At 39.4% G+C, this 26,912-nt stretch carries 27 protein-coding genes; 20 read left to right on the top strand and 7 right to left on the bottom strand.

What is annotated here, in order from left to right; genetic code table 11:
• Nucleotides 1-8 precede the first annotated feature (8 nt).
• From motA to map, 5 genes are all read left to right on the top strand, one after another.
• Nucleotides 9-800, top strand: coding sequence for a flagellar motor stator protein MotA (motA, locus tag MLE14_RS14935; RefSeq protein WP_243299215.1), 792 nt, complete (start codon nucleotides 9-11; stop codon nucleotides 798-800).
• Nucleotides 793-1,584: a flagellar motor protein MotB gene (motB, locus tag MLE14_RS14930; RefSeq protein WP_279326852.1), complete on the top strand. Its 792-nt coding sequence runs from the start codon at nucleotides 793-795 to the stop codon at nucleotides 1,582-1,584. Before motA ends, motB begins: the two co-directional genes overlap by 8 nt.
• 108 nt (nucleotides 1,585-1,692) lie before the next feature.
• Nucleotides 1,693-2,790: a carbohydrate kinase gene (locus tag MLE14_RS14925; RefSeq protein WP_243299214.1), complete on the top strand. Its 1,098-nt coding sequence runs from the start codon at nucleotides 1,693-1,695 to the stop codon at nucleotides 2,788-2,790.
• 33 nt (nucleotides 2,791-2,823) lie between these two features.
• Entirely contained in the window at nucleotides 2,824-3,738 is a 915-nt protein-coding gene (locus MLE14_RS14920) for a pseudouridine-5'-phosphate glycosidase (protein WP_243299213.1), read from the top strand.
• Nucleotides 3,739-4,109: 371 nt separating this feature from the next.
• Complete coding sequence (gene map / locus MLE14_RS14915) at nucleotides 4,110-4,868, top strand: type I methionyl aminopeptidase (protein WP_243299212.1); 759 nt, start codon at nucleotides 4,110-4,112, stop codon at nucleotides 4,866-4,868.
• 93 nt (nucleotides 4,869-4,961) lie between these two features.
• Here map and MLE14_RS14910 read toward each other — a convergent pair whose 3' ends face one another.
• Nucleotides 4,962-5,177 carry a DUF1128 family protein gene (locus MLE14_RS14910; RefSeq protein WP_243299211.1) on the bottom strand — a complete coding sequence of 72 codons (216 nt, stop codon included), beginning with the start codon at nucleotides 5,175-5,177 and terminating at the stop codon, nucleotides 4,962-4,964.
• A gap of 91 nt (nucleotides 5,178-5,268) precedes the next feature.
• Here MLE14_RS14910 and MLE14_RS14905 point away from each other — a divergent pair, with 91 nt between their 5' ends.
• From MLE14_RS14905 to MLE14_RS14895, 3 genes are all read left to right on the top strand, one after another.
• Nucleotides 5,269-5,754, top strand: coding sequence for a low molecular weight protein-tyrosine-phosphatase (locus MLE14_RS14905; protein ID WP_243299210.1), 486 nt, complete (start codon nucleotides 5,269-5,271; stop codon nucleotides 5,752-5,754).
• Nucleotides 5,755-5,835: 81 nt separating this feature from the next.
• Entirely contained in the window at nucleotides 5,836-6,213 is a 378-nt protein-coding gene (locus MLE14_RS14900; protein ID WP_243299209.1) for a YtxH domain-containing protein, read from the top strand.
• Nucleotides 6,214-6,224: 11 nt separating this feature from the next.
• Nucleotides 6,225-7,049, top strand: a complete 825-nt coding sequence (locus MLE14_RS14895) for a YihY/virulence factor BrkB family protein (RefSeq protein WP_243299208.1) — start codon at nucleotides 6,225-6,227, stop codon at nucleotides 7,047-7,049.
• A 220-nt stretch (nucleotides 7,050-7,269) separates the two neighbouring features.
• Here MLE14_RS14895 and MLE14_RS14890 read toward each other — a convergent pair whose 3' ends face one another.
• Nucleotides 7,270-8,448, bottom strand: coding sequence for an MFS transporter (locus MLE14_RS14890; protein ID WP_243299207.1), 1,179 nt, complete (start codon nucleotides 8,446-8,448; stop codon nucleotides 7,270-7,272).
• A gap of 115 nt (nucleotides 8,449-8,563) precedes the next feature.
• On the opposite strand from MLE14_RS14890, the gene MLE14_RS14885 reads away from it, so the two are divergent.
• Nucleotides 8,564-8,947: an OsmC family protein gene (locus tag MLE14_RS14885; RefSeq protein ID WP_243299206.1), complete on the top strand. Its 384-nt coding sequence runs from the start codon at nucleotides 8,564-8,566 to the stop codon at nucleotides 8,945-8,947.
• Nucleotides 8,948-9,375: 428 nt separating this feature from the next.
• Complete coding sequence (locus tag MLE14_RS14880) at nucleotides 9,376-10,122, top strand: YfkD famly protein (RefSeq protein WP_243299228.1); 747 nt, start codon at nucleotides 9,376-9,378, stop codon at nucleotides 10,120-10,122.
• Nucleotides 10,123-10,179: 57 nt separating this feature from the next.
• Here MLE14_RS14880 and yfkAB read toward each other — a convergent pair whose 3' ends face one another.
• Nucleotides 10,180-11,310: a radical SAM/CxCxxxxC motif protein YfkAB gene (yfkAB, locus tag MLE14_RS14875; protein WP_243299205.1), complete on the bottom strand. Its 1,131-nt coding sequence runs from the start codon at nucleotides 11,308-11,310 to the stop codon at nucleotides 10,180-10,182.
• 175 nt (nucleotides 11,311-11,485) lie between these two features.
• On the opposite strand from yfkAB, the gene MLE14_RS14870 reads away from it, so the two are divergent.
• On the top strand, nucleotides 11,486-11,656 hold the full coding sequence (locus MLE14_RS14870; protein WP_243299204.1) for an SE1561 family protein: 171 nt from the start codon (nucleotides 11,486-11,488) through the stop codon (nucleotides 11,654-11,656).
• A gap of 58 nt (nucleotides 11,657-11,714) precedes the next feature.
• Here MLE14_RS14870 and MLE14_RS14865 read toward each other — a convergent pair whose 3' ends face one another.
• Nucleotides 11,715-12,476, bottom strand: coding sequence for an SDR family NAD(P)-dependent oxidoreductase (locus MLE14_RS14865; RefSeq protein WP_243299203.1), 762 nt, complete (start codon nucleotides 12,474-12,476; stop codon nucleotides 11,715-11,717).
• A gap of 181 nt (nucleotides 12,477-12,657) precedes the next feature.
• Between MLE14_RS14865 and MLE14_RS14860 the strand changes: the two genes are divergently transcribed.
• The 5 genes from MLE14_RS14860 to MLE14_RS14840 all read left to right on the top strand — a co-directional run bounded on the left by MLE14_RS14860 (nucleotide 12,658) and on the right by MLE14_RS14840 (nucleotide 20,476).
• Complete coding sequence (locus MLE14_RS14860; protein ID WP_243299202.1) at nucleotides 12,658-14,205, top strand: fumarate hydratase; 1,548 nt, start codon at nucleotides 12,658-12,660, stop codon at nucleotides 14,203-14,205.
• Between the two features lie 434 nt (nucleotides 14,206-14,639).
• On the top strand, nucleotides 14,640-15,386 hold the full coding sequence (gene pdaA / locus MLE14_RS14855) for a delta-lactam-biosynthetic de-N-acetylase (protein WP_243299227.1): 747 nt from the start codon (nucleotides 14,640-14,642) through the stop codon (nucleotides 15,384-15,386).
• 383 nt (nucleotides 15,387-15,769) lie between these two features.
• The gene (locus MLE14_RS14850) at nucleotides 15,770-16,675 is read left to right on the top strand and encodes a DNA-3-methyladenine glycosylase family protein (RefSeq protein ID WP_243299201.1); all 906 of its coding nucleotides are present in this window, start codon (nucleotides 15,770-15,772) and stop codon (nucleotides 16,673-16,675) included.
• 10 nt (nucleotides 16,676-16,685) lie between these two features.
• Nucleotides 16,686-18,047, top strand: coding sequence for a 23S rRNA (uracil(1939)-C(5))-methyltransferase RlmD (gene rlmD, locus MLE14_RS14845; protein ID WP_243299226.1), 1,362 nt, complete (start codon nucleotides 16,686-16,688; stop codon nucleotides 18,045-18,047).
• 326 nt (nucleotides 18,048-18,373) lie between these two features.
• Nucleotides 18,374-20,476 (top strand): tetratricopeptide repeat protein, encoded by a 2,103-nt coding sequence (locus MLE14_RS14840; protein ID WP_243299200.1) that lies wholly within the window; start codon nucleotides 18,374-18,376, stop codon nucleotides 20,474-20,476.
• Nucleotides 20,477-20,835: 359 nt separating this feature from the next.
• Here the strand turns inward: MLE14_RS14840 and MLE14_RS14835 are convergent, their stop codons facing one another.
• Entirely contained in the window at nucleotides 20,836-22,029 is a 1,194-nt protein-coding gene (locus tag MLE14_RS14835; protein WP_243299199.1) for a dicarboxylate/amino acid:cation symporter, read from the bottom strand.
• A 225-nt stretch (nucleotides 22,030-22,254) separates the two neighbouring features.
• Here MLE14_RS14835 and MLE14_RS14830 point away from each other — a divergent pair, with 225 nt between their 5' ends.
• Nucleotides 22,255-23,319 carry a C45 family autoproteolytic acyltransferase/hydolase gene (locus tag MLE14_RS14830; protein WP_243299198.1) on the top strand — a complete coding sequence of 355 codons (1,065 nt, stop codon included), beginning with the start codon at nucleotides 22,255-22,257 and terminating at the stop codon, nucleotides 23,317-23,319.
• 165 nt (nucleotides 23,320-23,484) lie between these two features.
• Here the strand turns inward: MLE14_RS14830 and MLE14_RS14825 are convergent, their stop codons facing one another.
• On the bottom strand, nucleotides 23,485-23,982 hold the full coding sequence (locus MLE14_RS14825) for a spore germination protein (RefSeq protein WP_243299197.1): 498 nt from the start codon (nucleotides 23,980-23,982) through the stop codon (nucleotides 23,485-23,487).
• Between the two features lie 152 nt (nucleotides 23,983-24,134).
• Here MLE14_RS14825 and MLE14_RS14820 point away from each other — a divergent pair, with 152 nt between their 5' ends.
• Nucleotides 24,135-24,800, top strand: coding sequence for a GntR family transcriptional regulator (locus tag MLE14_RS14820; protein ID WP_243299196.1), 666 nt, complete (start codon nucleotides 24,135-24,137; stop codon nucleotides 24,798-24,800).
• Nucleotides 24,801-24,875: 75 nt separating this feature from the next.
• Nucleotides 24,876-25,826 carry a DMT family transporter gene (locus MLE14_RS14815; protein ID WP_243299195.1) on the top strand — a complete coding sequence of 317 codons (951 nt, stop codon included), beginning with the start codon at nucleotides 24,876-24,878 and terminating at the stop codon, nucleotides 25,824-25,826.
• Between the two features lie 45 nt (nucleotides 25,827-25,871).
• Here MLE14_RS14815 and MLE14_RS14810 read toward each other — a convergent pair whose 3' ends face one another.
• Complete coding sequence (locus tag MLE14_RS14810) at nucleotides 25,872-26,231, bottom strand: DoxX family protein (RefSeq protein WP_243299194.1); 360 nt, start codon at nucleotides 26,229-26,231, stop codon at nucleotides 25,872-25,874.
• Nucleotides 26,232-26,469: 238 nt separating this feature from the next.
• Between MLE14_RS14810 and MLE14_RS14805 the strand changes: the two genes are divergently transcribed.
• A complete protein-coding gene (locus tag MLE14_RS14805) occupies nucleotides 26,470-26,772 on the top strand; it encodes an iron-sulfur cluster assembly accessory protein (protein ID WP_243299193.1) in 303 nt (100 codons plus the stop codon).
• The last annotated feature ends 140 nt before the right edge of the window (nucleotides 26,773-26,912 follow it).

Genomic DNA, 26,912 nt, shown 5'->3' with positions numbered 1-26,912 from the left:
TGCAGTTTATGGATAAAACCTCGATAATAGGTCTGATATTAGCCGTCATAGCGATAGGATTTGGGATGGTGCTGAAAGGTGTTGAAATTGGTGTCCTTCTCAATCCGGCAGCGTTATTAATTATCTTTCTGGGGACAGCAGCTGCTGTTATTATTGCTTTTCCTACCAAAGAAATTAAACGGGTACCTAAACTATTAAAAATAGTGTTCACTGAACAAAAGCTTGTACCGGATACTGAATTAATTCAAAAGTTCTCAGAAATGGCACAGGTGGCCAGAAAAGAAGGTCTTCTTGCCCTGGAAACAATAGCAAGTGATATAGACGATCCTTTTTTGAGAAACGGGCTGACACTTGCAGTTGATGGACAAAATGCAGAGTACATAAGAGATGTATTAACAGAAGAAATCGAAGCGATGGAAGAAAGACATTATTCCGGGGCGGCCATCTTTTCTCAGGCAGGAACGTATGCACCGACACTCGGGGTGCTTGGAGCCGTTGTAGGGTTAATCGCAGCACTCACCCATATGGAGGATACGGAAGCCTTAGGGGCATCCATCAGTGCCGCTTTCGTAGCCACATTAATGGGGATTTTCTCCGGATACATGCTGTGGCACCCATTTGCAAATAAGCTCAAGCAAAAATCCAAAGCGGAAGCGAAACAAAAAAGAATGATCATTGAAGGCATTCTATCCATTTTAGAGGGAGAAAACCCTCGTTTGCTTGAACAAAAATTGGCTTCATTTTTGCCAGAGGATGAGAGAAAAAATCTCTTAAAAGAAGGCGTGAACGATAATGCGTAAAAGCAAAAAGAAAAAAAGTGAGGAACATGTTGATGAAGCATGGCTTTTACCATATGCGGACCTTTTAACCCTATTGCTTGCAGTCTTTATTGTATTGTTTTCAATGAGTACTGTGGATGCGACTAAGTTTGATAAACTTTCCAAAGCGTTTAACGATATTTTTACCGGCGGGACGGGAGCATTGGATTATCCAAGTCCAATGCCAGAAGGGAACGCTGAAGCAACAGATGAAAATGAAGAGCCTGATAAAAGAGATATAGCGGGTACTACGGTAACAAATACCCCTTCAGAAGAAGAGAAGCTTCAGGCCATTCAGACAAAAATGGATGCCTTTATTCAAGAAAAGGGGTTAGAAGAGGAGTTAGAGACATCTCTTACCGACGAAGGACTAATGATTACCATTGGTGATAATATCCTATTTGAATCAGGAAAGGCAGAAATAAGTCCGGAAAATATAAAAGTTGCTCGGGATTTATCCGAATTATTAGTGCTGGATGAAACCAGAAATATCATTATTAGCGGACATACGGATAATGTTCCGATTCGGAATGCACAGTTTGCATCGAACTGGGAATTAAGTGTAATGCGGGCTGTTAACTTTATGAAGTTGCTGCTTCAAAATGATAAACTAGATCCGAGATGGTTTAGTGCAAAAGGATATGGGGAGTTTCAGCCTATTTCTGATAATCGTACTGCTGAGGGACGAGCTAAGAATCGCAGAGTAGAAATTTTGATTTTGCCGAATCATCCTCCCGATGAAACGGCTAAAAATCGTACAAACTAACCGTACTGTATAACAGTATGGTTTTTTTTATAGTAAAATAATCACAAAAGACACTTGTTATATTTATGGACATTTGTTTAAATGAAGATAGGGAGATGGGGGGATATCATGAACGAAAAAGAACAAATTATTGTAGAAATTATTAAGGAAAACCCATTCATTTCGCAAAATGAGATCGCAGAGAGAACGGGTTTATCACGGTCAGCGGTAGCAGGCTATATTTCTTCACTGACGAAACAAGGAAAGATTTTAGGAAGGGCTTACGTACTTCCGGAAAAAATTAATTTCACTTGTGTAGGCGGGGCCAATTTTGATCAAAAGCTGCAGGTTTATAACCAAATTATTTATGGCACATCGAACCCGGCTTTCAGTGTGAAAGCTTGTGGCGGAGTTGCAAGAAATGTAGCTGAAAACTTAGGCAGACTTGGCTGCAGTGTTTCACTTATTACTGTTGTCGGGGATGACTATGAGGGTCAGTGGCTTTTGGACTATACCAAGGATTTCGTTGATATTACTCCTTCTCAGGTTTGGCCGGAAGAAGCAACCGGTACCTACACCGCTATATTAAATGCAAACGGCGAGATGGAATTAGCTATTGCAGACATGGGAATCTACAGTAAGGTTAATATTCCTTTTATTGATAAAAGATGGGGTTACCTATCATCTTCAGACATGATTTTAATGGATACGAATTTTTCAAAAGGTGTCCTTGAGCATGTCATTAAACGCTGTGCTGAGGAAGACCTCCCCTTAACGATTGCACCAGTATCTTCACCAAAAGCGAAAAAACTGCCGCAGCAGCTAAAAGGAGTAACTTGGTTAATCGCAAATCAGGAAGAAGCAGAAGTGATTGCTCACCAGCAGATTACTTCAGATGGGGATTATTTTAAAGCAGCGGAAAAAATCGTGAAAAAAGGGGTAGAACATGTGGTGATTACCCGTGGCGATAAGGGACTCGTTTTTTATACAAAAAGAGGGGAAGCAGGTGCTGTGATTCCACCTAAAATTGACGTTAAGGATGTTACAGGCGCAGGGGATTCGCTAGTTGCCGGAATTCTTTACGGAATATCAAAAGGTTTTGGTATAGAAGAGGCTTGTAAACTAGGGGTAGCCAGTTCTATCTTAACGCTGCAAACAACAGAAACGGTGTTTTCATCGATGAATCATTCAAAACTTCTTGAAACCTATTATAAATACTTCTCATGAGAACATAAATCATAAATAAAGGAGCTCCTAGATTTGAAAGTTCAATTAGTATTTTCAGAAGAAGTCAAACAGGCAAAGGAAAACGGCAAACCGATTATAGCATTAGAATCTACGATTATCACTCATGGAATGCCATATCCGCAAAATATTGAAACAGCCTTTGAAGTTGAAGAGATTATCAGAGAAGAAGGGGCTGTTCCGGCTACGATTGCGATTCTGGATGGCAAGATCCATATTGGGTTAAGCAAGGATGAAATTAAACAGTTAGCTGACTCTAAGGATGTCATAAAAGCGAGCAGGAGAGACCTGCCTTATATACTGGCGCAAAAGAAAAATGGCGCCACAACTGTGGCTGGAACGATGATTTGTGCACAACTTGCGGGAATTCCGTTATTTGTTACAGGAGGGATTGGCGGTGTCCATCGAGGTGCAGAGGAGACGATGGATATCTCAGCTGATTTAGAAGAGCTTTCGCAAACCAATGTCGCTGTTGTGTGTGCAGGTGCTAAATCTATTTTAGATTTAGGCTTAACGATGGAATATCTGGAAACAAAGGGTGTACCTGTAGTCGGTTACCAAACGGATGTGTTGCCTGCCTTTTACACGAGAACGAGCCCTTATGAGGTAAACAATCGATTAGATGATCCAAAAGAGATTGCCAAACTAATCCGAACTAAGTGGGATCTAGGGTTAAAAGGCGGTATTGTTATTGCCAATCCAATTCCCGAAGAAGATGCTCTTGATGAAAAGTTCATGAATCAGATCATAGAACAAGCATTAGCAGAAGCAGAAGCAAATCAAATCAAGGGAAAAGAGGTAACCCCTTTTCTTTTAAGTAAAGTAAAAGATTTGACGGAAGGAAAAAGCTTAGAAGCCAACATAGCTCTTGTTAAAAATAACGCCAGGTTAGGTGGAAAAATCGCAGTAGCGATGAGAAACCTTTCCTGAAAAAATGTGGGGTCTGACAAATGTCTGACTCCTTTTTTCATTATTCAAAGCTCTGTTTAAGCATAATGATGATTTTTAACTGCAGTTGTAATGAGCTAAAATCCACGTGACTCCTGCGGAAAAACGAGCCAGCCGATACCCCGCAGGTGAGGTGCGAGCGAGGAGGCTCGGTGGTTCGTCCGCGGATAGCGAGTTTATTTTAGCAAACAGTACTGTTTAACATAGCCTTATCAAAAGTGAAAGGGTTAGAATGACGATAAGGAACCAAACTATAGGGAGAAAAACTCAAAGAACACCTTTTAGTTAAATAAAATAAGATTTTAATGTAAAATGATTTTGTAACAGCACAGCTGTGTGAAGGGATGAAAAAAATGATTGTACTGAAATCACCAAGAGAAATTGAAAAAATGCAAAAGTCTGGGGAGCTTTTAGCTAAAGTTCACCAACAAATAAAAAAATTAATTTCTCCTGGAATCACAACTTGGGAAATTGAAGAGTTTGTCGATCGTTTCTTGAGGGAACATGGCGCAACACCTGAACAAAAAGGCTATCGCGGCTACCAATATGCAACCTGTGCAAGTATCAATGATGAGATTTGTCATGGATTTCCCCGTAAAGAACCATTGAAAGATGGCGATATTGTAACCATCGACATGGTTGTAAACTATGATGGAGCTCTTGCTGATTCTGCTTGGTCTTATCCCGTTGGCAATGTTTCTGATGAAGCGAAAAAATTATTGGAAGTAACCGAAAAGGCGTTATATTTAGGAATTGAGCAAGCGAAGGCGGGCAATCGTGTAGGGGATATCGGCCATGCGATTCAAAGCTTTGTCGAAAGTCAAGGATTTTCGGTTGTACGCGATTTTATCGGGCATGGAATAGGAGCCGTTATGCATGAAAAGCCGGATATTCCTCATTACGGACTTCCCGGAAAAGGAATTCGATTAAAAGAAGGTATGGTCTTTACGATTGAACCAATGGTCAATGTAGGAGCCTATCAATCAAAAATGGACAGCAATGGCTGGACTGCCCGTACGGTTGACGGATCTCTGTCTGCTCAGTATGAACATACCATTGCGATTACAGCGGATGGACCAATGATATTGACAGAACAAAAGAAGAGTCTGTAAAAACAGACTCTTCGTCAAAAAATGTAAGAGCTTTCAAAGACTTTTACAAATTTTTTATTTCCACGGCAATAATATTCGAAAATCGACAATCCGCTATTTTTGAACTTTTAATGAACCGATTTCCTCCACAATGGCTTGCATTTCATTGGGACTAAAATGAGGCTTATTCATCACCATTTTATGCAAAAACTTTAGATCTTCCAATGCGTCTTCTTTAAAACCTTCTGGCTTCAACACTTGCATATTGATTAGTTTAAGCTTAGTTGCGATATCGTTTAAAAGGTCAGCAATTACTTCTTGATTACTCATAAAGGGCCCCCTTTCCAAAAGAATCAATAAAATTTTGTATCATCATTTCATGAGCTGCAGACATTGTCAATCAAAGAAAGAAGGTTTTTCTATGATTCGAGTTTTATTTGTGTGTTTAGGAAATATTTGTCGTTCTCCATTAGCTGAGGCTGTTTTTCGACATAAGGTAAAACAAATTCATCTTGATCATCTAATTGAAGCTGACTCAGCGGGCACGGGTGGATGGCATATTGGGAATCCGCCTCACAAAGGAACGAGGGACATTCTAAAACAAAATAATATTTCCTTCGATGGGATTGTTGCGAGGCAAGTTAGCGCCAAAGATCTTGAAGAATTTGATTATATTATTGCCATGGATGCCAGTAATATAGAAAACTTAAAAAAGATAGCAAAGCAATTTCCGGCAGCTAAGGTGTACAGATTAATGGATTTTGTTAATCAGCCACTTATCATGGATATACCAGACCCGTATTTTACCGGAAATTTTGAAGAGGTTTATCAGTTAGTTGAGCAAGGCTGCACACATTTGCTCCATTTTATCATAAATCAGCATGAAGAGCTGAAACAAAAAAAATAAAAATTTACCAGTCAAGCGAAACGGCTAGAGTTCGCCGATTTTATTAAAATAAACGTAAGCTGGATAGGAGGCATGATGAAAATGGGGAACAATAAGTTCTGGAAAGGTGTATGCTGGGGTGCATTGATAGGCGGAGCGGTTACTTTATTCGACAAGCAGACAAGAAAAGATGTAGCTAATTCAGGCAGAAAAATAGCAGGAGCTATAAAAAATCCAAAACAGACAGCTCAAAAGGTAAAGACAATCGTAAGGAATTTACAAGATGCCTATGAGAATATTCGTGATGATGTTACATTTATATCAGACAAGCTGTATGAATTAAAGGATGTTCCGACAAGGGTTTCCGATATTATTACTGAATCCAAAAAAGTAGTGGAAGGTAAGGGGCCAAATTTTAATCAAACTGCAATCCAGTTACATTCTGGCAAAGAGGACAACCACACCGATACTGATAAGTAAGGGGTGAGTGAATGGGGAAGGTTGAGAACCCATCATTGATCTATCATTTTTACCAGAGGTTTGCAAATGATGACGTATTCGGGCTGGCCGCACAGCTCGCCTATTTTTTTTTATTATCGCTTTTTCCTTTATTGATTTTTCTGGTTTCATTAGTGCCGTATTTACCAATCTCTGAAGCAGACATCTTAAATGTTATTAGAGATTTTGCTCCCGGCCAAACGATGCAGCTGATTGAAAGTAATTTGCACGAACTGATGGAGCACCATAGCGGCCAGCTTTTAACCTTCGGGGTTATCGCAACTCTATGGTCTGCATCTAATGGAATAAATGCGATCGTAAAAGGGTTTAACCATGCGTATGATGTCAAAGAGACTCGTCCTTTTTGGCAGGCAAGAGGGATGGCCATCGTTTTAACAGTGGCAATGGTCTTTGTATTTATTGTGGCTCTTCTGCTTCCGGTGTTTGGGAAACAAATTGGGCTATATATTGCCGCGCATTTTAATAATTCGTGGGAATTTTTAGAGGTATGGGGTACATTACGCTGGGTAATTAGTACTGTCATTATTTTTATTGTGTTTCTAGGACTGTATATCATAGCTCCTAATAAGAAAGTAATGTTGGCAGATGCGATTCCGGGTGCTGTGTTCGCTACAATCGGATTTGCGGTTGTGTCGCTCGCTTTTTCATTTTATGTTGATAATTTTGGCAACTATGCTCATATGTACGGCAGCCTCGGGGGAATAATTGTCTTATTGATTTGGTTTTATTTAACTTCTTTTGTCATTATCATTGGCGGAGAAATAAATGCCTATATGGCTTTGGTAAGAAAAAGATAATTTGTTTGAGTAGAAATTAATACCTGCTTTTTTCGAATGCCATCTCGGAAACCATAGAAGTAAGGGGGGACGAACATGGCTAAGCATACGAAAAAAGATGGGAACACCAAGCAAAACAAGAAAAGTCATCCGAAACATAAAACATCTGGATCAGCTAATGGCCAAAATGGCTACCACTAGATCTTCATACGTATTTAAAGGGTCAGTTCCCCCGTTTATTTTACGGGGTCTGACCCTTTTCCTGTTCATGCGCTTTATTTCCAAATAACAGAATGACAAGAAACATAACAAGTAACATAGCGCTAATTATTAAAAAGAAGCTACTATTTTCGAAGAATTGAATAAAGGTTCCGCCAATGTAGGGACCGGCAAGACTTCCTATGCTAAACGCGATACCGCATAACAAATTCCCCGTCGGCAATAAATGTCTGGGCGTAATATCTGCCATAAAACTGATTCCGAGTGAAAAGGTGGATCCCACAAGCATACCAGCTACAAATAAGCAGATAGTTAAAGCAAATACAGAATCCTCGAGAAAACTGGCCATAGTAAAGCTGATAAATCCAAAAAGCAGTACAAATGTTAAGATCCTTTTTCTGCCCCATTTGTCACTCATAATCCCAAGCGGAAGCTGAAACACGATGGCCCCAATCGCAAACGCTGCTAAAAGAACTGAAATACTGGACACATCGATGCCAATCCGTAATCCGTAGACCGGAAAGCTTCCATTCAAGGAGGATTCTAAAAAGCCGTATCCGAGCGGAGGTAAGAGCGCAACCCACGCATATTTGATGGCATGGCCAAACCGCTTTAGCGTAACTCGTAAAGAATGAACCTCTATCGTTTGCTCCGGATAATCATTTTTCAAAGCGAACACAAAGATCCAGGCAAGTAAACATAGAATAGAAGATACAATAAAGGGAAGTGACTGATTGAAATTCACTAATGGAGTCATTAATGGTCCCACAGCAAAGCCTATGCCAAAAAATAAACCATAAAGAGAAATATTACGGCCGCGTTTGGCTGGATTCGAGAAAGATGTAATCCAGGTCTGTGTTGCAAAATGCAGAGCATGATCTCCAATTCCGATCAAAAGACGCAAAATAAACCAAAACCAAAAGGATGTCCACAATGGAAAAAGGGCCAATGATACAAAGACGAGCAGTCCTCCCAAAATAATCACTGGTTTATAGCCATATTTTCGAAGCGGCTGCTCCATAAAAGGGCTGATCAGCAGTATTCCAATATAGAGTCCCATGGCATTTAAACCATTTAGGCTGGAGGAAACCCCTTCATTTTCAAAAATAATCGCGATTAACGGGAGAAGCATTCCCTGACTGAAGCCTGAAATCCCAACAATACTTATCAACACCCAGAAGCGGAATTGATCTGATTTCATAACGCAAATCCTCTGTTTCATAATTTAGGTAACATACTGATGGTAATCCGAATTGCCGAACTTGGCAAGAGAAATACTGCCGAGTAAAATCAAGTAAAAAGAAAGGTGTGGGAGAATGGAGTTTATCTTAAAAAAAGCTGGAGGCTTTATGACGGAACTTCCATATGGGGAATTACATGTGTCCTCTGATGAGACTAAGGGGTTCCGCCCATTTCAGCTTCTAGTCTCCTCTATTGCAGTCTGCAGCGGCGGTGTATTGCAAAGGATCCTGGAGAAAAAAAGAATGAAGGTTGATGGTCTGAAAGTTAGGGCAGAGGTAAAAAGGAATGCTAACGAGGCAAACCGAATTACGGATATTCATTTGCATTTTGAAATTGAAGGTGATGTTAATCAGGCCGCCATGGAAAAGATTTTAGATATAACCAAAAAGAATTGTGCGATGTATCAGTCTGTTAAAGACAGCATCAACATCACAGAGAGCTTTGAAATCTTTTCTTAAAAAAACAAATAATAAGACCCCCGCAAACAGACTCGGGGGTCTTGAATTTTTTATCTTACTTGAAACGAAATCCATGTTTCATTGATAATTCTTTAACTATCGGAAAGCAAACGAACAAGTTTTTGCATGAAAGGTTGAAGCACTCGCACTAAAGTTAGTCATGCATCCCCCCTTGGGTCATGTTGTCTCGTGTGCCGCTAGCCCTCCTTTGATTAAAGTTAGGATTATTATAAAACAGAATCAGATAGTTGTAAATATTCTAAATATTACAACATCGTTACAAAATATATCCGATTTTTTATTAGGATGGATAATCCGAAGGCACAACGAAAAAAATAGGGGGGAATACTAGTGAGTATGAAAGGAGTAGAACTTCTTTGAAAAAAATATGTATGGCTTTCATTACTGTCTTTTTGCTGATTGGTACAATGGGAACAGCGGTCGCTGAAAAAAAATCAGAGCAATTATATCAGATTCCCAATTCTGTCTTAAATATTACGAAAGAAAACACGTATCCAAATCCAACACAGGATTTGCCTCATTTGCAGCCAAGCGATTTTACGGAAAGCCTATTGAATTCATCGAAAGTTCGGATTGAAAATCCAAATTTAATCCGAATGTTAAATGAATCGTCAGTAAATAAAACACCTTTTGCGCTTGGACTGAGAGCAACGATTTATCTCGGTGAATGGCCATTGTATTATGAATCAACCGAAACTTCTCCAAATTGGGAATACCAAAAGATTAATACCAATTATTATGATAATAGAGGCGGAAGAACGCCTTATCAAATCCACTATGTTCAGGAAGCCCAAAAAGTAGTAAGGGGCGGCTTAACAGCAAAGGTTTCCAATGCGGATGATGTTATGAAAATGATGATGTTAAAAGCAGCGGAAAAAACACAGCTTCCGCTTGCATTTGAAACAATTGTAGGGGCAGGAACCAAAAAGGATCATATATACAATATCCCTCCTAAACGGCTTGGTTACTTATATGCGTATGCCCCAGCGATCAATGAAAAGGGAAAAGTAACCTACGGTGAAGTATACATCACTCTTAAAGGAAGCAAACGGCAAATCGTCGTCAAAAACGTTACAACTCAAGGGATTGGAGCCTGGATACCGGTTCAAGACCATCTCTCCTTCTCCTTCGTCGCATCCGAAGTTCCTAAATAAAACGGGTTTTAAAAAGAAAACCGGGTATATTTTTCCCGGTTTTTTTGTTTTACGATATTAAATTTGAGATTGTTTTGAAGTAAAATCGACGTCTTGGTAGTACATGTTTTTAACCAGAACATTAGGACCTAAGCAGCTCACGGATGGACAGTGACAGAGCAGTTGCTTTGAAACGGATTCGTTTCTCCATTTTTGATACAGGTCAGGTAAGGAATCAGTTTGAATATGACCAAATGAGGGAACATCCCCAAAATCAGTTACAATAACTTCTCCAGAAAAAATATTAACATTTAAGCGGGAGCGGCCATCAGGGTCATTCCTTACTGTAATCATCGGATCCTCCAATAACCGTTTATACAATTGCAAATCGGCTTCATCGGCATGACATGGATAGAATGGCAAAGTTCCAAAAAGCATCCATACAGAAGGATCCCTGACATCAAGCAAGTGACGAATGGCTGCTTTCATCTCATCCAAAGATAAAGCTTCCAACGATGAAGCGTAGTCTACGGAGTACATAGGGTGAATTTCATGTCTCGCGCACTTCATCTCTTCAACAACCTGCTTGTGAATCTTCTCTAAATAAGGAACCGTTTTTTTATTTAGCATAGTCTCGGCAGATACGAAAACTCCTGCTTCAGCAAGACGTCTGCTATTTTCAATCATAGTGGTGAAAAGTTTAGCACGCTGCTCCCTTGTCGGCTTCTTCTCCATCATGGCAAAACCAGTATCAACAAACTCATCGACAGTACCCCAGTTATGCGAAATATGAAGTACATCGAGATAAGGTATGATGGGTTCGTATCGAGAAAAATCCAGTGTTAAATTGGAATTCAGCTGTGTGTATACCCCGCGCTGATGTGCATATTCAAGCAAGGGCAAGACATAATTTTTCAAGGATTTTAAGGAAAGCATTGGCTCCCCGCCCGTTATGCTGATTGCCCGCAAATGTGGTATTTCATCGAGTCTATGTAAAAGCAAATCTAATGGAAGTGCCTGCGGATCTTTCGTTTGTAAGGTATAACCGACCGCGCAGTGAGCACATCTCATATTACAAAGAGTTGTTGTTGTAAATTCAATGTTGGATAAAGTTAAATCCCCGTGCTCAACTAAGTCTAAATAAGCTTCCCATGGGTCGTGTTTCGGTGATATAGTTTTTTTCACCGGTACATTTTTTATGTCTATCATCTTTTTCATGCTCCTTTTTTATTCCAATCGTTATTATTGCATCTATATTGGATATGTCAATGGGTGATGACGAAAAATAAAGATGTTCATAAAAAAGGACAGCGTAATCCTTACGGGAACTGCATCACGATTTATGATAAAAGTGATAAGAAAATCGGTGAAAGGAGAGAGCTTCTTGACAAATAGCACTCAAAAAGACGAACCCATTCAATTGTTGAAACAAAGGCTTCATCTGTTTTTAGAAACATTAGAAAATATCGACCCTGAGGAAACGGAAATAGAGGATATTGATCGCTTATTAGCGATAATTGAGGATATGGAGGTAAAACTTCAGCAAGTAAAATAGTGATTCGTCACAATAAAAATGGTGTAAAACGAGAACAATCGCTTTACACCGTTTGTCTTTATCCTTTTTTTGTTTTATAAGCAAGAAACCCATCATCAACTGGGACGGTGGAACCATTGATTGCACTTGCAGCGTCTGTAAATAAGAATGTCACAACACTCGCTACCTTTTTCGGATCAATCAGTTTACCGCGCAAATGGAGGGATGCCAGACCTTTTTTCATTTCCTCATTTTCTCCTAAAATCGGAGTATCGATAAAACCAGGTGCAACACCGACTACCCGTATGCCGTAATCAGCTAATTCTAAGGCACCTGATTTTGACATCATCACGACAGCAGCTTTGGCCGCATTATAATTAAAGCTTCCAAGGGCTGCTCTGAATCCGTAAATAGACGCGGTGTTTACGATGGTACCCTGCACCTTAAGCTCCACCATTTTTTTGGCTGCATAATACATCCCGTAATAGACACTATGCTGATCGACATCAATAACACGATGATAGGATTCCGGATCCATTTCTAAGAAAGGTTTTACCAAACCAATTCCGGCATTATTAAAGATTCCATTTAACGTCCCGAATTTGTCAGCGGTCCATTCAATCATCCCTTTGACCTGCTCGGCTTTGGATACATCAACTTTGTAGGATGCAGCTTTACCCCCGTTGGATTCAATCTGACTCACAACATCTTTGGCAGCATCTTCATTATAGTCTGCTACTACAACCGTTGCCCCTTTTTCAGAAAGCTGTAAGACGGTTTCTTTCCCGATTCCGCTGGCTCCGCCTGTTACAATGATGACTCTATCTGCTAATTCAGCCACTTATGTAAAACCCCTTTCAAAAAAGATTATTCCAATTTCAATTTTATATTGTTCTCTTACTTCTATTTTTTATCCTGAATTGCTTTAAAAGAGTAAAATGTTTTATTCAAAAATAAGTGAAAAACGGGTATAATTGAAAGCGTTATTAAACGGCTTAGTTGCCTGAGGGGGAACATAAAAGATGAATTTAGAGAAACTTCAAGAGAGTATCTATCAATTGATTGTCGAAACATCTACAAACCTTCCAAAAGATGTTCGCCGCGCGATTCGCAAAGCCAAATCATTAGAAAACGCAGGAACGCGCGCTGCGATGAGTTTAGCTACGATTACGAATAATATTCAAATGGCAGATGAAAATGTATCTCCAATTTGTCAGGATACAGGATTGCCTACTTTTAAAATTAAGACGCCAGTCGGAGTAAATCAGCTTCGCATGAAAGATGCAATTTATGCTGCGATTGCACAGGCTACAGAAAACGGAAAGCTGCGTCCTAACTCTGTTGATTCCCTTACTGGCAAAAACAGCGGGGATAACCTTGGATATGGCACGCCTGTTATCAAATTTGAACAATGGGAAAAAGATTACATCGATGTTCGTTTAATTTTAAAAGGCGGCGGCTGTGAAAATAAAAATATTCAATACAGTCTTCCTTGTGAATTAGAAGGACTTGGACGAGCAGGAAGAGACTTGGACGGCATCCGCAAATGTATTTTACACTCTGTCTATCAGGCACAAGGGCAGGGCTGCAGTGCTGGCTTCATCGGCGTTGGGATTGGCGGAGACCGCACTTCTGGATATGAATTAGCAAAAGATCAATTATTCCGCAGTGTAGACGATGTGAATCCAAATGAAGATCTTCGCAAATTGGAAGAGTATATCATGGAGCACGCAAATGAACTTGGAATTGGGACAATGGGCTTTGGCGGTGAAACGACACTGCTTGGCTGTAAAATTGGGGTCATGAACCGAATTCCGGCAAGCTTCTTTGTATCAGTAGCGTATAATTGCTGGGCATACAGACGCTTAGGAGTTTTAATTTCTTCGGAAACGGGAGAAATCTCAGAATGGCTATACCAAGAAGGCGAAAAGGTTGAGTTTAACGAAACGGCTGAAACAGAGGTAGCTGCAGCTGCAGAAGCTGCTCCGCAAGTAATCACATTAGAAGCTCCAATTACAGAAGAAAAAATCCGTTCCCTTAAAGTAGGCGATGTTGTACAAATTAACGGAATGATGTACACAGGTCGTGACGCCATCCATAAGTATTTAATGGATAACGATGCGCCTGTGGATTTAAATGGCCAAGTGATTTATCACTGCGGACCCGTTATGCTAAAAGATGAAGATGGAAACTGGCAGGTTAAAGCAGCTGGTCCAACAACCAGTATCCGTGAGGAACCTTATCAAGGCGATATTATGAAAAAATTCGGTATCCGCGCGGTTATCGGAAAAGGCGGTATGGGACCCAAAACATTGGCAGCATTACAAGAGCACGGCGGCGTTTATTTAAATGCAATCGGCGGGGCTGCCCAATACTATGCAGATTGTATAAAATCGGTTGAAGGCGTTGACCTCATGCAATTTGGGATTCCGGAAGCCATGTGGCATCTGCGTGTAGAAGGCTTCACAGCGGTTGTAACCATGGATTCCCACGGCAATAGCCTGCACCGTGATGTAGATAAATCCTCACTTGAAAAATTGGCTCAATTTAAAGATCCTGTTTTTAAATAAAAGTGTGGCTAGATAACCGACCCTGGCTTGGGTCGGTTTTTTAGTTTGTTTCTGTACTAAGTTCGGTTAAACAGGTTCTTTGTTCGTTTAACCTGATGTGAGTTTCTTTGAAGGGTGTCTGAGTTCAGTTAACTAGTTATCAGTTCGTTTAAAGAGTATCTAAGTTCGTTTAACCGGATCTGAGTTCGTTGAAAATCGATCTGAGTTCGGTTAACCAATCTTTAAGTTCGTTTAAACCATGCTGAGTTCTTTTAAAGAAGTCTGAGTTCGGAAATACGAGGGCACAACGTAAAAAAACTTGGAAAAACAGCTCTAATAAGGTCATAATTGGCAGCAAAGCCATTGCATTGAACATTTTTCCCAAGCGGAAACTAAGCAAAAACGTTTCTGGGGGGAATATGATGAGCTTATTTAAAAAAATCGCAGTACTCATAATGGCATTGATGCTGGGATTGAGCCAAACAACTTTTGCGGTTTCCAATCAGTCGATTGGCTGGGGATTCAAAAGAGCCACAAATGGCGAACCGCCTGATGCCGGCAAGAAATACAATGAGCTTTTAGAAAAATATGATGCTATTTATAAAGGGCCAGGAAATCGGAAAGTTTTATATTTAACTTTCGATAACGGTTATGAAAACGGCTATACTGAAAAAGTATTGAACGTATTAAAGGAAGAAAATGTACCGGCTACTTTTTTTGTGACCGGACATTATATTCGAACCGAACCTGAGCTTTTAAAAAGAATGGTCAATGAAGGCCACATTGTAGGCAACCACTCCAATTCTCATCCTGATTTCACCCAAATTTCTGATGACCAGATCAGAAGAGAATTAAAATATGTAAAAGATGAGGTTGCCAAAATCACTGGCCAAAGACATATGAACTATTTACGGCCTCCACGCGGCGTATTTAGTGAGCGGTCTTTGAAAGTGGCAAGAGAAGAAGGGTACTTTCATATTTTTTGGTCACTCGCATTTGTGGACTGGAATGTGAATCAGCAAAAAGGCTGGAGATATGCTTATGATTCCATCATGAAACAAATTCATCCAGGTGCGATTATACTTCTTCATACGGTTTCAAAGGACAATGCCGATGCGCTGCAAAAAGTGATACAAGATTTGAAAAAACAGGGCTATACCTTTAAAAGTCTCGATGATTTATATATGATGAACTCATTTTAAGAGGCTTAGGTTAAGGAGTCTCTCGCAGCTTTTATGATGTTTGAAGAAATTTTTATATGGAATTAATGAAATGCCGGTTATTAGGGAACCAGTTAACCGGAATTTTGTTAATTTGAATGGTTTTTTATCCATTTTTACTGTGAATAATGTAGGAATCACTGGAATAAGTGATCGTTGCTAGACTCTGATTTTGCGCGCAACTTTTTAAAAATACGCGCAACTTTAAAACGAATGCGCGCAAGAATTGAAAAATACGCGCAACAATAGGGTCGATTCGCGCAACTGTAAAATTGTGGCACTGGAAAAGTTAAATCGAAAACGATTCTCGGCATCGAACATTTGTGCTATAATGGGCACAAATTAATCGATCGGAGATAACAGAGATGGTTCAAATAAAGGAAAAGATTCAAGGACCGTATCATTTTGATGGGATCCTGCAAAGGCTGGCACTTGACCCGTTAAACAATGTGGACCTCAATAACCGAGAAATTAAAATTCCTGTATATCTTCAACAAGCCAATATTCCTGTTACAGTAAAAGCAATCGGCACCATGGAGCATCCCGAATTTCAACTAACTTTTGAGGAGAAAGCAGGAACAACTGCCGAAGCCGTTAAAAAGGAAGTGGAACGTTTATTCCAATGGAATACCAATATGGAACAAGTTCATCAGCACTTCCTCAATACCGATTTAGCCCCTATTTTTGAAAAACATAAAGGGACACCGCTTGTGCTTGATTTTGGCCTGTATTCTTGTATAATCAAGTGCATTATTCACCAGCAGTTAAATATGGCTTTTGCTTTTACATTAACGAAACGATTTGTTGAGACCTATGGTGAAAAAATTGATGGAGTTTTATTCTATCCGTCTCCAGAAACTGTCGCGAATTTAACAGTGGAAGAGTTAAGGGAACTGCAGTTTAGCACTCGCAAAGCGGAATATGTGATTGGGGTTTCCAAGCTGATTGCTTCTGGTGAATTAGATTTACATATGCTGCAGGATAAAAACGATGAAGAGATCACCAGCACATTAATCAAAATAAGAGGCATTGGAAAGTGGACGGCAGAAAATTTCCTATTGTTCGGGCTCGGAAGGCCAAACCTTTTTCCTGCAGCAGATATTGGGCTGCAAAATGCCCTTAAGCAACTGTATAATATGGACCGAAAGCCTACCTATGAGGAAATGGACCGATGGAAAGAAGCATGGAAGCCTTACATGACTTATGCTTCTCTCTATCTATGGAGGAGTATCGAAAGTGGCACAAACAAGAAAAAAGCAGCATCCAGCTAATAAAACTCAGATGGCCTTAAAAGCGGGAGAAACCTTTCCGTTAACAATCAAGAAGCTTGGTATTAACGGAGAAGGTATCGGATACTTCAAAAAAGGTGCTGTCTTCGTTCCCGGTGCTCTGCCGGGTGAAGAAATTGTCGCAAAGGCTACTAAAATTCACGAACGATTTGCGGAAGCCGAGATTCGTAAAATCAGAAAGAAGTCGCCTTCGCGGGTGATGCCTCCCTGCAAGGTGTATGAGCTTTGCGGAGGCTGTCAGCTTCAGCATTTGAATTACGAGGATCAGCTTGGCCATAAACGAGACCTGGTCATACAATCCCTTGAAAGGTATACAAAAATCCCAACGGAAAATATAGATATCCGTCCAACCATTGGCATGGAGAACCCTTGGCATTACCGGAATAAGAGCCAGTTTCAAGTGGGAATGAGGGATGGAAAGATCATCGCCGGTTTGTACAGTATGGATAGCCATAAGCTGATTGATATTGGAGAGTGCATTGTCCAGCATCCTCTCACGAATAAAGTGACTGGCACTGTCAAACAGATTCTTGCGGACTTACATATTCCAGTCTATGATGAACGTTCCCGAAAAGGGAGTGTCAAAACAATCGTTACAAGGATTGGGGTTGAATCCGGAGAGGTACAGGTCGTGATTGTGACCGCAACGAAAGAATTACCACGAGAAAAAGCAATTGCAGATGAAATTCAAAAACGTTTACCTGAAGTAACTTCGATTCAGCATAACAGCAATCCTAAAAAGACCTCTCTGATCTTTGGAGAAAAAACAAGGCATCTCAGAGGAAAAGAAGCAATCCAGGAGCAATTAGACGTTTACACCTATGAGCTTTCAGCCCGTGCCTTTTTTCAGCTGAATCCATACCAAACGAGAAAGCTGTACAAAGAGGTGGAAAAAGCAGCTGATTTAACCGGGAAGGAAAAGGTTGTGGATACATACTGTGGCGTGGGGACGATCGGAATATGGCTAGCTGGTAAAGCAGGGGAAGTTAGGGGCATGGACGTCATTGCCGAAGGAATCGAGGATGCCAAAAGAAATTCCGAGATCCAAGGGATCAAGAATATCTCCTACGAGGTTGGAAAAGCGGAACAGATTTTACCGAAGTGGGTAACAGAAGGATGGAAGCCAGATGTGATTGTAGTCGATCCGCCGCGTACGGGATGTGACCAAGCCTTACTGAAAACTATACTGCAGGTCAAACCGAAAACATTTGTGTATGTTTCCTGTAATCCATCGACACTTGCGAAGGATATCGATGTGTTAAGTAAATCATATAAAATTGAGTATATGCAGCCGGTCGATATGTTTCCGCAGACGGCACATGTAGAGTGTGTTGCGAAGTTAGTTTTAAAATAGTCAGTCATCACCACTTAGCCAATGGCATAAATAGGGACGGTTCTTGTTCCTCATTTTTTAACAAAAAAATGAAAAACGAGAGAACTGTCCCCTTTTTTTGCGGGCTCTTTTTATATAGAATTTCTCCTGTAACTCTAACAAACTTCGGGTTGGTGACAGTCAGATTCAAACTGTTACCGTCATAAAATTCAATGTTTCTTCGATTATTATAGGGAATGATGAATTGCAATAGCTGTCACTATCATTTAGCGAAGTTTTATAGAATAAAATTGTTTTAGTTTCGAAATTCTACATATACTTCTAATATAGTACTGCGAGGGATTAAGATGAACTTAGAGAAGGAACTGGTTCAAAAATCCTACTATGAACACTTCATAGAAGGACATAAAAAAGGTCACCCAATTCAGATTTTGGGTGAAATGTACATGGATGAGAAGAAAAAAGAAATGCCCGATTTTTCCTCTATCCGCTTTTGCCAAGGCGAGGTTTATTTCCTGAATAAAGATTATGAAGCAGCCATTTTTAAATGGGAAAATGTTGAAAATGAATTAAAACCATGGGCACTGAAGAATATTGCAGATGCCCATTATGAAATGGATTTGCTCGCAATTGCTGAAGACTATTACAGGTCAGTAAATACCGATTCGGTTATTTTACAAACAGAAGTCCTGCTGCAGCTATTTTCATTAAACATAAAACTCGGCAAACGTGAGAAAGCAGTCGAATTCATCAAGAATGCGGTGAACTTAAATCCAGATTATTCTGGTGTGACAGATCTGGCTCGGACGTTCTTTGAGGAATGCAAGGATTGGGACAACGCTGTAGAGCTTGCTGTGAATGAGGCAATTCGAACAGAGTCACTTTCATGGTTTAAGGTTTTAGAAGAGTATGTGGAACGAAAGATTACAGTAAACATGGAGCCAAACTATTTTAAAGAAGCCTTGAGAACTTTATCAAGTCTCGATCAGTTTCGTTTTGAAAGCCTTGCTGCATTATTGTGGAATAGTTACAAACAGACTAATTTGTTTTTTTTATGGCTAAGAGAGATAAACGATCTTCTTCTAGAGGTTGATTTGGAAACGAATTATATATGGAAGAAGCTGCCAGACTTATATAAGGAAACGTATTTTGAACTAATAAGCGGAAAGTTTTTAATAAGAGACTTTTCAGATCTAATCCCTAATCATTTAATGAATTGGATGAAAGTTTCATCACCTTCAAATTCCCTGATTTCTTCATCAGCCGTACTAGCATGGCGTGAAGTTTTTCCAACTGATCTGGATGCATCTTTGGTTGGCCAGGCGAAAAATTTGCTGAATATGGCTAGCCATTATGATATTGGTATAGAAGAGGGATTAAGACTTTATGAATCTATTAAGAATTGGGCCGAGAAAGAAGGCATGTTAGTAGGTGAACACTTTGATTCTCTTATTAGAGAGTTTAAGGTGGAAGAGCTGCGTACCTCCAAAATCCTGTCTATTATTAGAAAGGTGATTGAGTTTCTGCTTGAAAAACGGGTAGAAATGGAAAAGGCATTAATAGACAAAATTCAATGGAACGAAGAGCTTTTAGCCAGACTTAACGGTATTCATCATCAGTTGAGTGACATGGAAGAAGAAAAGGCTCAAGCTATTACAAAGTCATTTCGCAATATTAAAGATGAATTCAGCCAGACTTTGATGATAAAGATACCTGAGTTGCTTCGAAATTGTTCGGATCTTGTAAAGGAAGACAGTGACTTTGGTAAAATCCATATCGAAATCAATGAAGAAATGAATAAGCGGATTGCTGATTATATGGAAGAAACAGCTATACATCATTTTCATGATGCTATTCAAGGCTGGGTTAGTGAATGTGAGGATGCTTTAAAAGATTCTCAAACCTTCTTAAATGAAATGAGTGAGAGTATTAATAAGCTATACCGTGAAGAAAAGATTACATTGGATTGTGACTTTAAGGTACTGGATGACTGGAGGAGAGACATTAATCGGTTGACGAGAGGAATTGTACATCTCGATAATGCGAATATAATAATGCGTTCCACTCCTTCTCAATTGGTTTTGAAAAGCGTAGGAAAACTGTTAGGTCAATTATCAAAGAATAAAGAGAAACTCCAAAATATCTATAAAAATTTCATTCAAAGCACGGACTATAGTCAAACAGTACAATCTATTATTAATCCTTTTATACAGCAGTTAGAGTTATTCGAGATGTCTATAGCAAGGGATATAAATATGTTTTATAAGAGTCCGTTTGAAGCTCTAAATAGAGCGATAATGGAAGCAGATGATCACATTACTAGAAATAAAGATAGTCTAAACAAAATACGGAAAAATCCTGAAATTTACCGGGATCCCATCACTTTGTTTGAACTAAGGCTCCGTCAATATGAGTTAATGAATAGTGCAGGTGAATCGATCTCTGAGTAGGTTTAATCAAATGCATGACTGCCTAAGGCTGCTGTTCGTAAAGGTGTCGCTGCTAAAAAAGTAACCCTTCGTTCCGGTTGGTACGGAGGGTTATTTTTATTTGTGTTTGGCAAGATAAACGAACTAATGCTACTTGTAAAAGGTAAAAAAATTCCATTAAATAGAATATAGTATTAGGCAAATAATACGTACGGTTATTGGAGAAATTGAGGTGGTTATTTGAAGAAGGGAATGCCATTTCTGACAGTTCTTTTTATTGGCATCTTACCGGATAGTCTCTTTTCCTACTATTACAAGAGCTTGTTGATGCGCAGAATTACCAAAGGGCCAACCTCAATTGAGATTGACCCTTTTATCGTTTAACCTGCCTTCACCTGAGAAACCTTGTTAGAGGACCGCTCTTTATTCATCTTATCGACTAAGACGGACAAAGCACCGTCGCCTGTTACGTTCGTAGCCGTACCGAAGCTATCCTGTGCAAGATATAAAGCAATCATAAGCGTTAATAAGGTTTGATCAAATCCAAGCATCGTTTCTAATAACCCGAGTGCCGCCATTACAGCCCCGCCAGGCACACCTGGAGCAGCGATCATGGTAATTCCCAGCATTAGAATGAATGGGAAATAGGAGCCTAATGCAGGGGTGTCTCCTGTCAGGAACATAATTGCCATGGAACAGCTGACAAGAGTAATAGTACTACCTGATAAATGGATCGTAGCCAGTAATGGAACCGTAAAGTCTGCTACTTTTTCACGCACTCCAATTTTTTTAGCCTGTCTTAATGTAACTGGAATGGTGGAAGCAGAGCTCTGAGTTCCAAGAGCTGTAAAGTATGCAGGCATCATGCCTTTTAATAGGGCAAAAGGATTTCTGCGGGCTACTACTCCACCTGTTGTATATTGAATGATGAGCATCAGAATATGAAGAGCAATGATCATCACAAATACTTTCGCAAAGACTGACAATATCGTTTCGACCTGACCGCCGTTTGTCATATTTGCGAGAATCCCAAAGATATGAATAGGCAGAAGCGGGATAATGACAGCTGAAATCACCTTTTCTATAATTTCACGAAACTCTACCAAAAGTGTTGTTAGTGTATCGCCCTTTATAAAAGTAACCCCTAATCCCAGTAAAAATGCAGTCAATAAAGCTGTCATAACACCCATTAACGGTGGCATATCTACTGTGAAAAATGGCGAGAGCAACGCCTCTTCAGGACTTGCAAAACTTCCAAGTGATGCTTCTTCTTGTAAAATGTTTGGATAAATTAGAGAAGCTGCAAAAAAAGCAAGAAGGCCAGCCAGAATGGTAGATACATAAGCTAAACCAGTTGTAATTCCGAGCATTTTCCCAGCACCCTGCCCTAACTGTCCAATTCCTGGTGCAATAAAACCAATGATAATCAACGGAATCACAAAGCTTAAAAAGTTACCGAATAACCCATTAAATGTTGCAAAGGTTTGAATCGCCCAATCTGGAGCAACCTTGCCGACAATAATACCAAGAATAATAGCAATAACAATACGGGGAAGAAGTCCTACTTTCTTCATGATGTCCTCCTATAATGTACATTTGTGCTTCCATAGTGGATTATACATTATTTTAATAAAATAGTTAACAAAAATTTTAGATTTATAACATTTTCCAGTTTTCAAAAAATCGCTCAGTCTGCTTTTAATGACTGAAAACCTATTTGCAAAAGGCCCAATCCTGTATTTTTACGTTACTTTCTATTATCCTAGAATAAAAGTCACCTAGAAAAAGAGGGATCATTCGTGAAACAAATATACAGCGAAATCATCCAATTTCGCGGTACTCATTATGATTTTGGTTTTATGCAGGGGAAAAGACTAAAGGATACACATACTGTTATAAATCGTGATAATCAGTGGAAAGTAAGAAAACCACGGTTTACGGTTGATATGGAAGAGGTTAAAAATGCTATTACCCGATTTGCTCCTGGTATATGGGAGGAGCTCCTTGGTCTCCATGCTGCGCTAGAGTGGCCGATGGAAAAGGTACTGCAGGAGTTCGGTGGCTATCGGATCAACTATGTTAAGTCAGGCTGCTCGATTTTGACCGGGGACAATTACTTAATCCGCAATTATGACTACCACCCAAAGACGTATGAGGGGCGATATATTCTATTTCAGCCAACCGACCAAGGCTATGCCATCATCGGCCCCAGCCAGCGCATAACGGGGAGAATGGATGGAATGAATGAAAAGGGACTGGCCCTAGGCTATAATTTCATGCACCGTAAGAATCCTGGAGACGGCTTTATTTGCTGTATGATCGGACGCATCATCTTAGAAGTTTGTGCGAATGTAGACGAAGCAGTGGCAATGTTAAAAGAAATTCCGCATCGTAACTCATTTACGTATGTGGTATTTGATAAAACCGGTAAAACGTATGCGGTCGAAGCTTCACCCCGAGGAGTCGAAGTCCGGAGAACGAATGCCTGTACCAATCATTTTGAAATCATGACCCATGAAAATCGAAATCACCTTACAGATTCAAAACGTCGGTTAACCATTTTACAAGAACAACGGGAATACCTATCGAATGCTGCTGATGCTTTTCGTTTATTGAACGATACCGATAAAGGAATATTTTCCGATTTATACGGAAGCTGGGCAGGTACCATCCATACATCGGGTTACCTTCCAAGGGAAATGAAGGCCTGGTTCGCATTAGGTGGAGACCAAGAACCAATTGAATTCGATTTTACCAAATGGTTAGCGGGAGAGGACTTAGAGATTGACAAAATCCTGGGTGAGGTTGATACGGATATTCCATTCCTGCATATGGATGAGAATGCGGATTGGTTTAGGAGATAGGGTTTCGTAATTGAAAACTTTTTTAATTCCATAGCCGCAGAATTAACAGTAAATTTAACATTAAAAAATGCTTGGTGAAAAATCCAAGCGTACTCTCTAATAATATTCCAACATGATTTTTTGATCTATTACTTTTAATAACAATTTACGATGTTCTCGACATATCTAATTAATTTCTGTGAAACCCTGATAAGCACTTCTTAATGAAGCCCCAACATGGGAATTTTCAATCGTTCTTTGAGGAAAGTTTTGGGCGCTAAAGATAAAGACTTCCTTCATTTCTCCTGTAAATAAGACACTGTTTCCCTCTGAAATCGCACTTTTTATTTTTGACCAAGATTCAGTTGTTTCTATTTGACCTATGGATACAGCTGAATCTTGGTTTTTGTTTGCTTGGTTAAATCCAAATAATAGAGGAGTTAAAATATGAGCATGTATAGCCTCTTGATCGTTCAGCGAATTTAAAAAGACAAGGGCAGCGGAGCTTTGTGTTTGTTTATGAATGAAATGCTTCACAACTAAATCTGATTCTTCATTAAACAACTTTTTAATTTCTGCAATTTTATCATACAACTGAGGAACGTTTGCAGAATGCAGAGAGGTTTGGAAGGAAGCTGCAAATGGTTTTTTTAATTTTTTTATTGGCCTCCGAAAAAAAATCATTGTTATCTTCACCTTAGCTAGAGTAGATAAATTAAGTATGTGACATGAGGAAATAATTATGCAGGAATATCCAACATTGCCATTCTTTAATTGACATATAAATATATATGCGATATATTTCTGATAAATCAAATAATTATGAGGTGGATGAAATGCCTATACCGGAAAATTTCTCCTCGCCAGTTCGGATGTCGGCAAAGGAAAGAGCGTTTAATCAATTGCAGCGTTGGATTATTGATGGAACGCTTGAACCCGGTGAGAAGATATATGACATGGAAATCGCGCAAGCTCTTGGGATAAGTCGGACTCCGACCCGAGAAGCACTGCAACTGCTTGAGGTTCAAGGTTTTATTGAAACGTATCCAGGAAGAGAAACACGTGTGACGATGATTAAAAAGCAGGATGTACTGAAGATATATCCGCCACTTGCTTCATTACAAGCTTTGGCAGCGGAAGAGGCGGCTAAAATCATCAGTTTAGATCAAGTTGAAAAATTAAAAGACATTAATAAACGGTATGAAGAGGCAATCATAAGTAAACAGCCTTTCAAGGCAATGGAATATGACGAGGAATTTCACAATCTTATTATTGATATTGCGGATAACTCTTATATTTCTCATTTTTCTTCGATCTTACAGCTGCACATTAGACGCTTCAAATATGTATTTTTAAATAAAGAGCTAACTCACAAGAAAGATTCGTTACAGGAACATGAAATTTTGCTGCAGGCTTTTAGTAATCGTAATCCACAGTTGGCTAAATCCATAATGGAACAAAATTGGCTTAGGCCGATGAATGAGGTTTATCACCTGCTGTAAATCATCTGAAGTTGAAAATGGTGGTTTGTCGGTATGCAATAAGATCAGAAAATCATAACTAAGGGAGATGGGAGGATGCGGTCACAAGACAAAAATAAAGTCAGTATTTATTTTTTACTGTTGCTTGTTCCTTTATTTTGGGGAGGTGCATTTGGGGCTGCAAAGCATGTAATTACCGAAATTCCCCCTATTACTGCAGCTACTTTACGATTTGGCTCGGCAGGCTTAATTTTATTTGCAATAGCTGTGCTGAGATCTGAATGGAAGATGGATGTTTTAAAAAAACAATGGCCGGGTTTATTGATGATGGCTCTTACCGGCATTTTCGGATATAATGCTTTTTTCTTTATGGCTCTTGATTACACCTCGGCTATAAATGGATCATTAATTATGGCAACTACCCCCGTTTTTGTAACACTTGGGGCGGTTTTATTTTTTAATGAATCGTGGAATAGACGTCTTGGATTAGGACTATTATTATCACTTATTGGCGTTTTGATCGTTATATTTAAAGGGACGTTTAAAACAATAGCTTCACTCACTTTTAATGAGGGAGATCTATTGTTTGTGGCTGGTCTTATATCTTGGGTCACGCACGGCTTAATTGGAAAAAGTGTGATGAAAGGAGCTTCCCCACTTTTTACGACAGCCATAACAACGCTGTTTGGTTCATGTTTCCTTGCTATTTGGTCCCTTTTTGAAGGGGGATGGGGAAAAGTCCTTCATATGTCTGGGCAATCCTGGATCGAGATGCTATTTATGATCGTTTGTTCAACCGTGGTCGCTTTTTTCCTTTGGAACAAAGGTATCCATCAAATTGGTGCTAGTAAGTCAAGTATGTATATGAACTTAGTGCCTATTAATGCAGCATGGATTGCTTTACTCTTCTACGGATCTGTCATTACCTGGCAACAACTTGTCGGCATGGTAATGGTAATCATAGGAGTGTACATTTCAACCATGAACCATAAATTTAGTTACACTAATTTAAAGAAGGGAAAATTGAATAAATCACTATCCCGGTAAGCGAAAATATACCTATTTCCATCAGAAATGTTGGATCAAGAACAATTAATACTTCTTATAGAGTATAAAAAGCAATCCTAACATCACAACATCCAATCTTGCATGGAAGGCAAATTGGATCAGGTCTGTGTGCAAAGCAGGAACCTTTGTTAATAGAAGTGCTCCAATCATAATCATAATTAAAGGGATTGTTGCCGATTTGACTCTTTTATTTAAGGCAATCAATAGTCCGCAGATGATTTCAGTACAAGCCACTGTATACATAACCTGAGCGGGGAAGGGCAGCGGCAAGCTATTAAAAACGTTTTCTAGTTCTTCGCTCCATAATTTCATAACCCCGGATGTTATAAAAACATAGGCAATTAAATATCGAAGTAATTTAGTTATAGATAAATATGTATTCATCTTGATCCCTCCATACTAGAATGTATGCAGGCGCGTGGACAAACCATGACTTATTTAATTTTTACATGATTTTAATTCATGAAGCATTTTGCTAGACATCCTTATGACAAATAGATACAATTTTTTCACATGCCCGCATTTGCCAAATAGAGCAATCAGGCTATAAATGACGCGGTATTAGGGAATAATGGTTTTTGTTATAGAAGTGATCAAAGCGTCAGAATAGGAGAATTGGAATATGAAATGCAAAATTAATCGTAACGCTGCCAAAGTGTTGAAAAAAATGCTTGAAAGCGAAGAAGCAGAGGGTAAAATGATCCGGGTGTATGTAACGCATCATCATGGCGATCATGCACATTATGACATTAAGTTAGATACGCCTACTGAGCACGATGAAATCGTACATACCGACAAGGATATTGATGTTCTTCTCGATAAACGTGATGATTATCTTGATGGAGTTTGGATTCAGTACTTTTACGTGCCGAAAGAGGAAATGGTTATTACCAATCCATCAAAAGGCTGGCATAGTCATCATTAAAACAAGGCGTAACCAATAAAAAGGAATGCACTTTTCTTATTTTTTCACAATCGAGATTAATCACGAAGGCTTTACTTTTATTCTATATACTTATTGAAAAAGCACTTTTAAAATATTTGTCATTAAATTGTGCTATCTAC

This window comes from Bacillus litorisediminis, from assembly GCF_022808645.1.
Taxonomy (GTDB): domain Bacteria; phylum Bacillota; class Bacilli; order Bacillales; family JC228; genus Bacillus_BF; species Bacillus_BF litorisediminis.
This window is presented reverse-complemented; position numbering and strand designations above follow the sequence as displayed.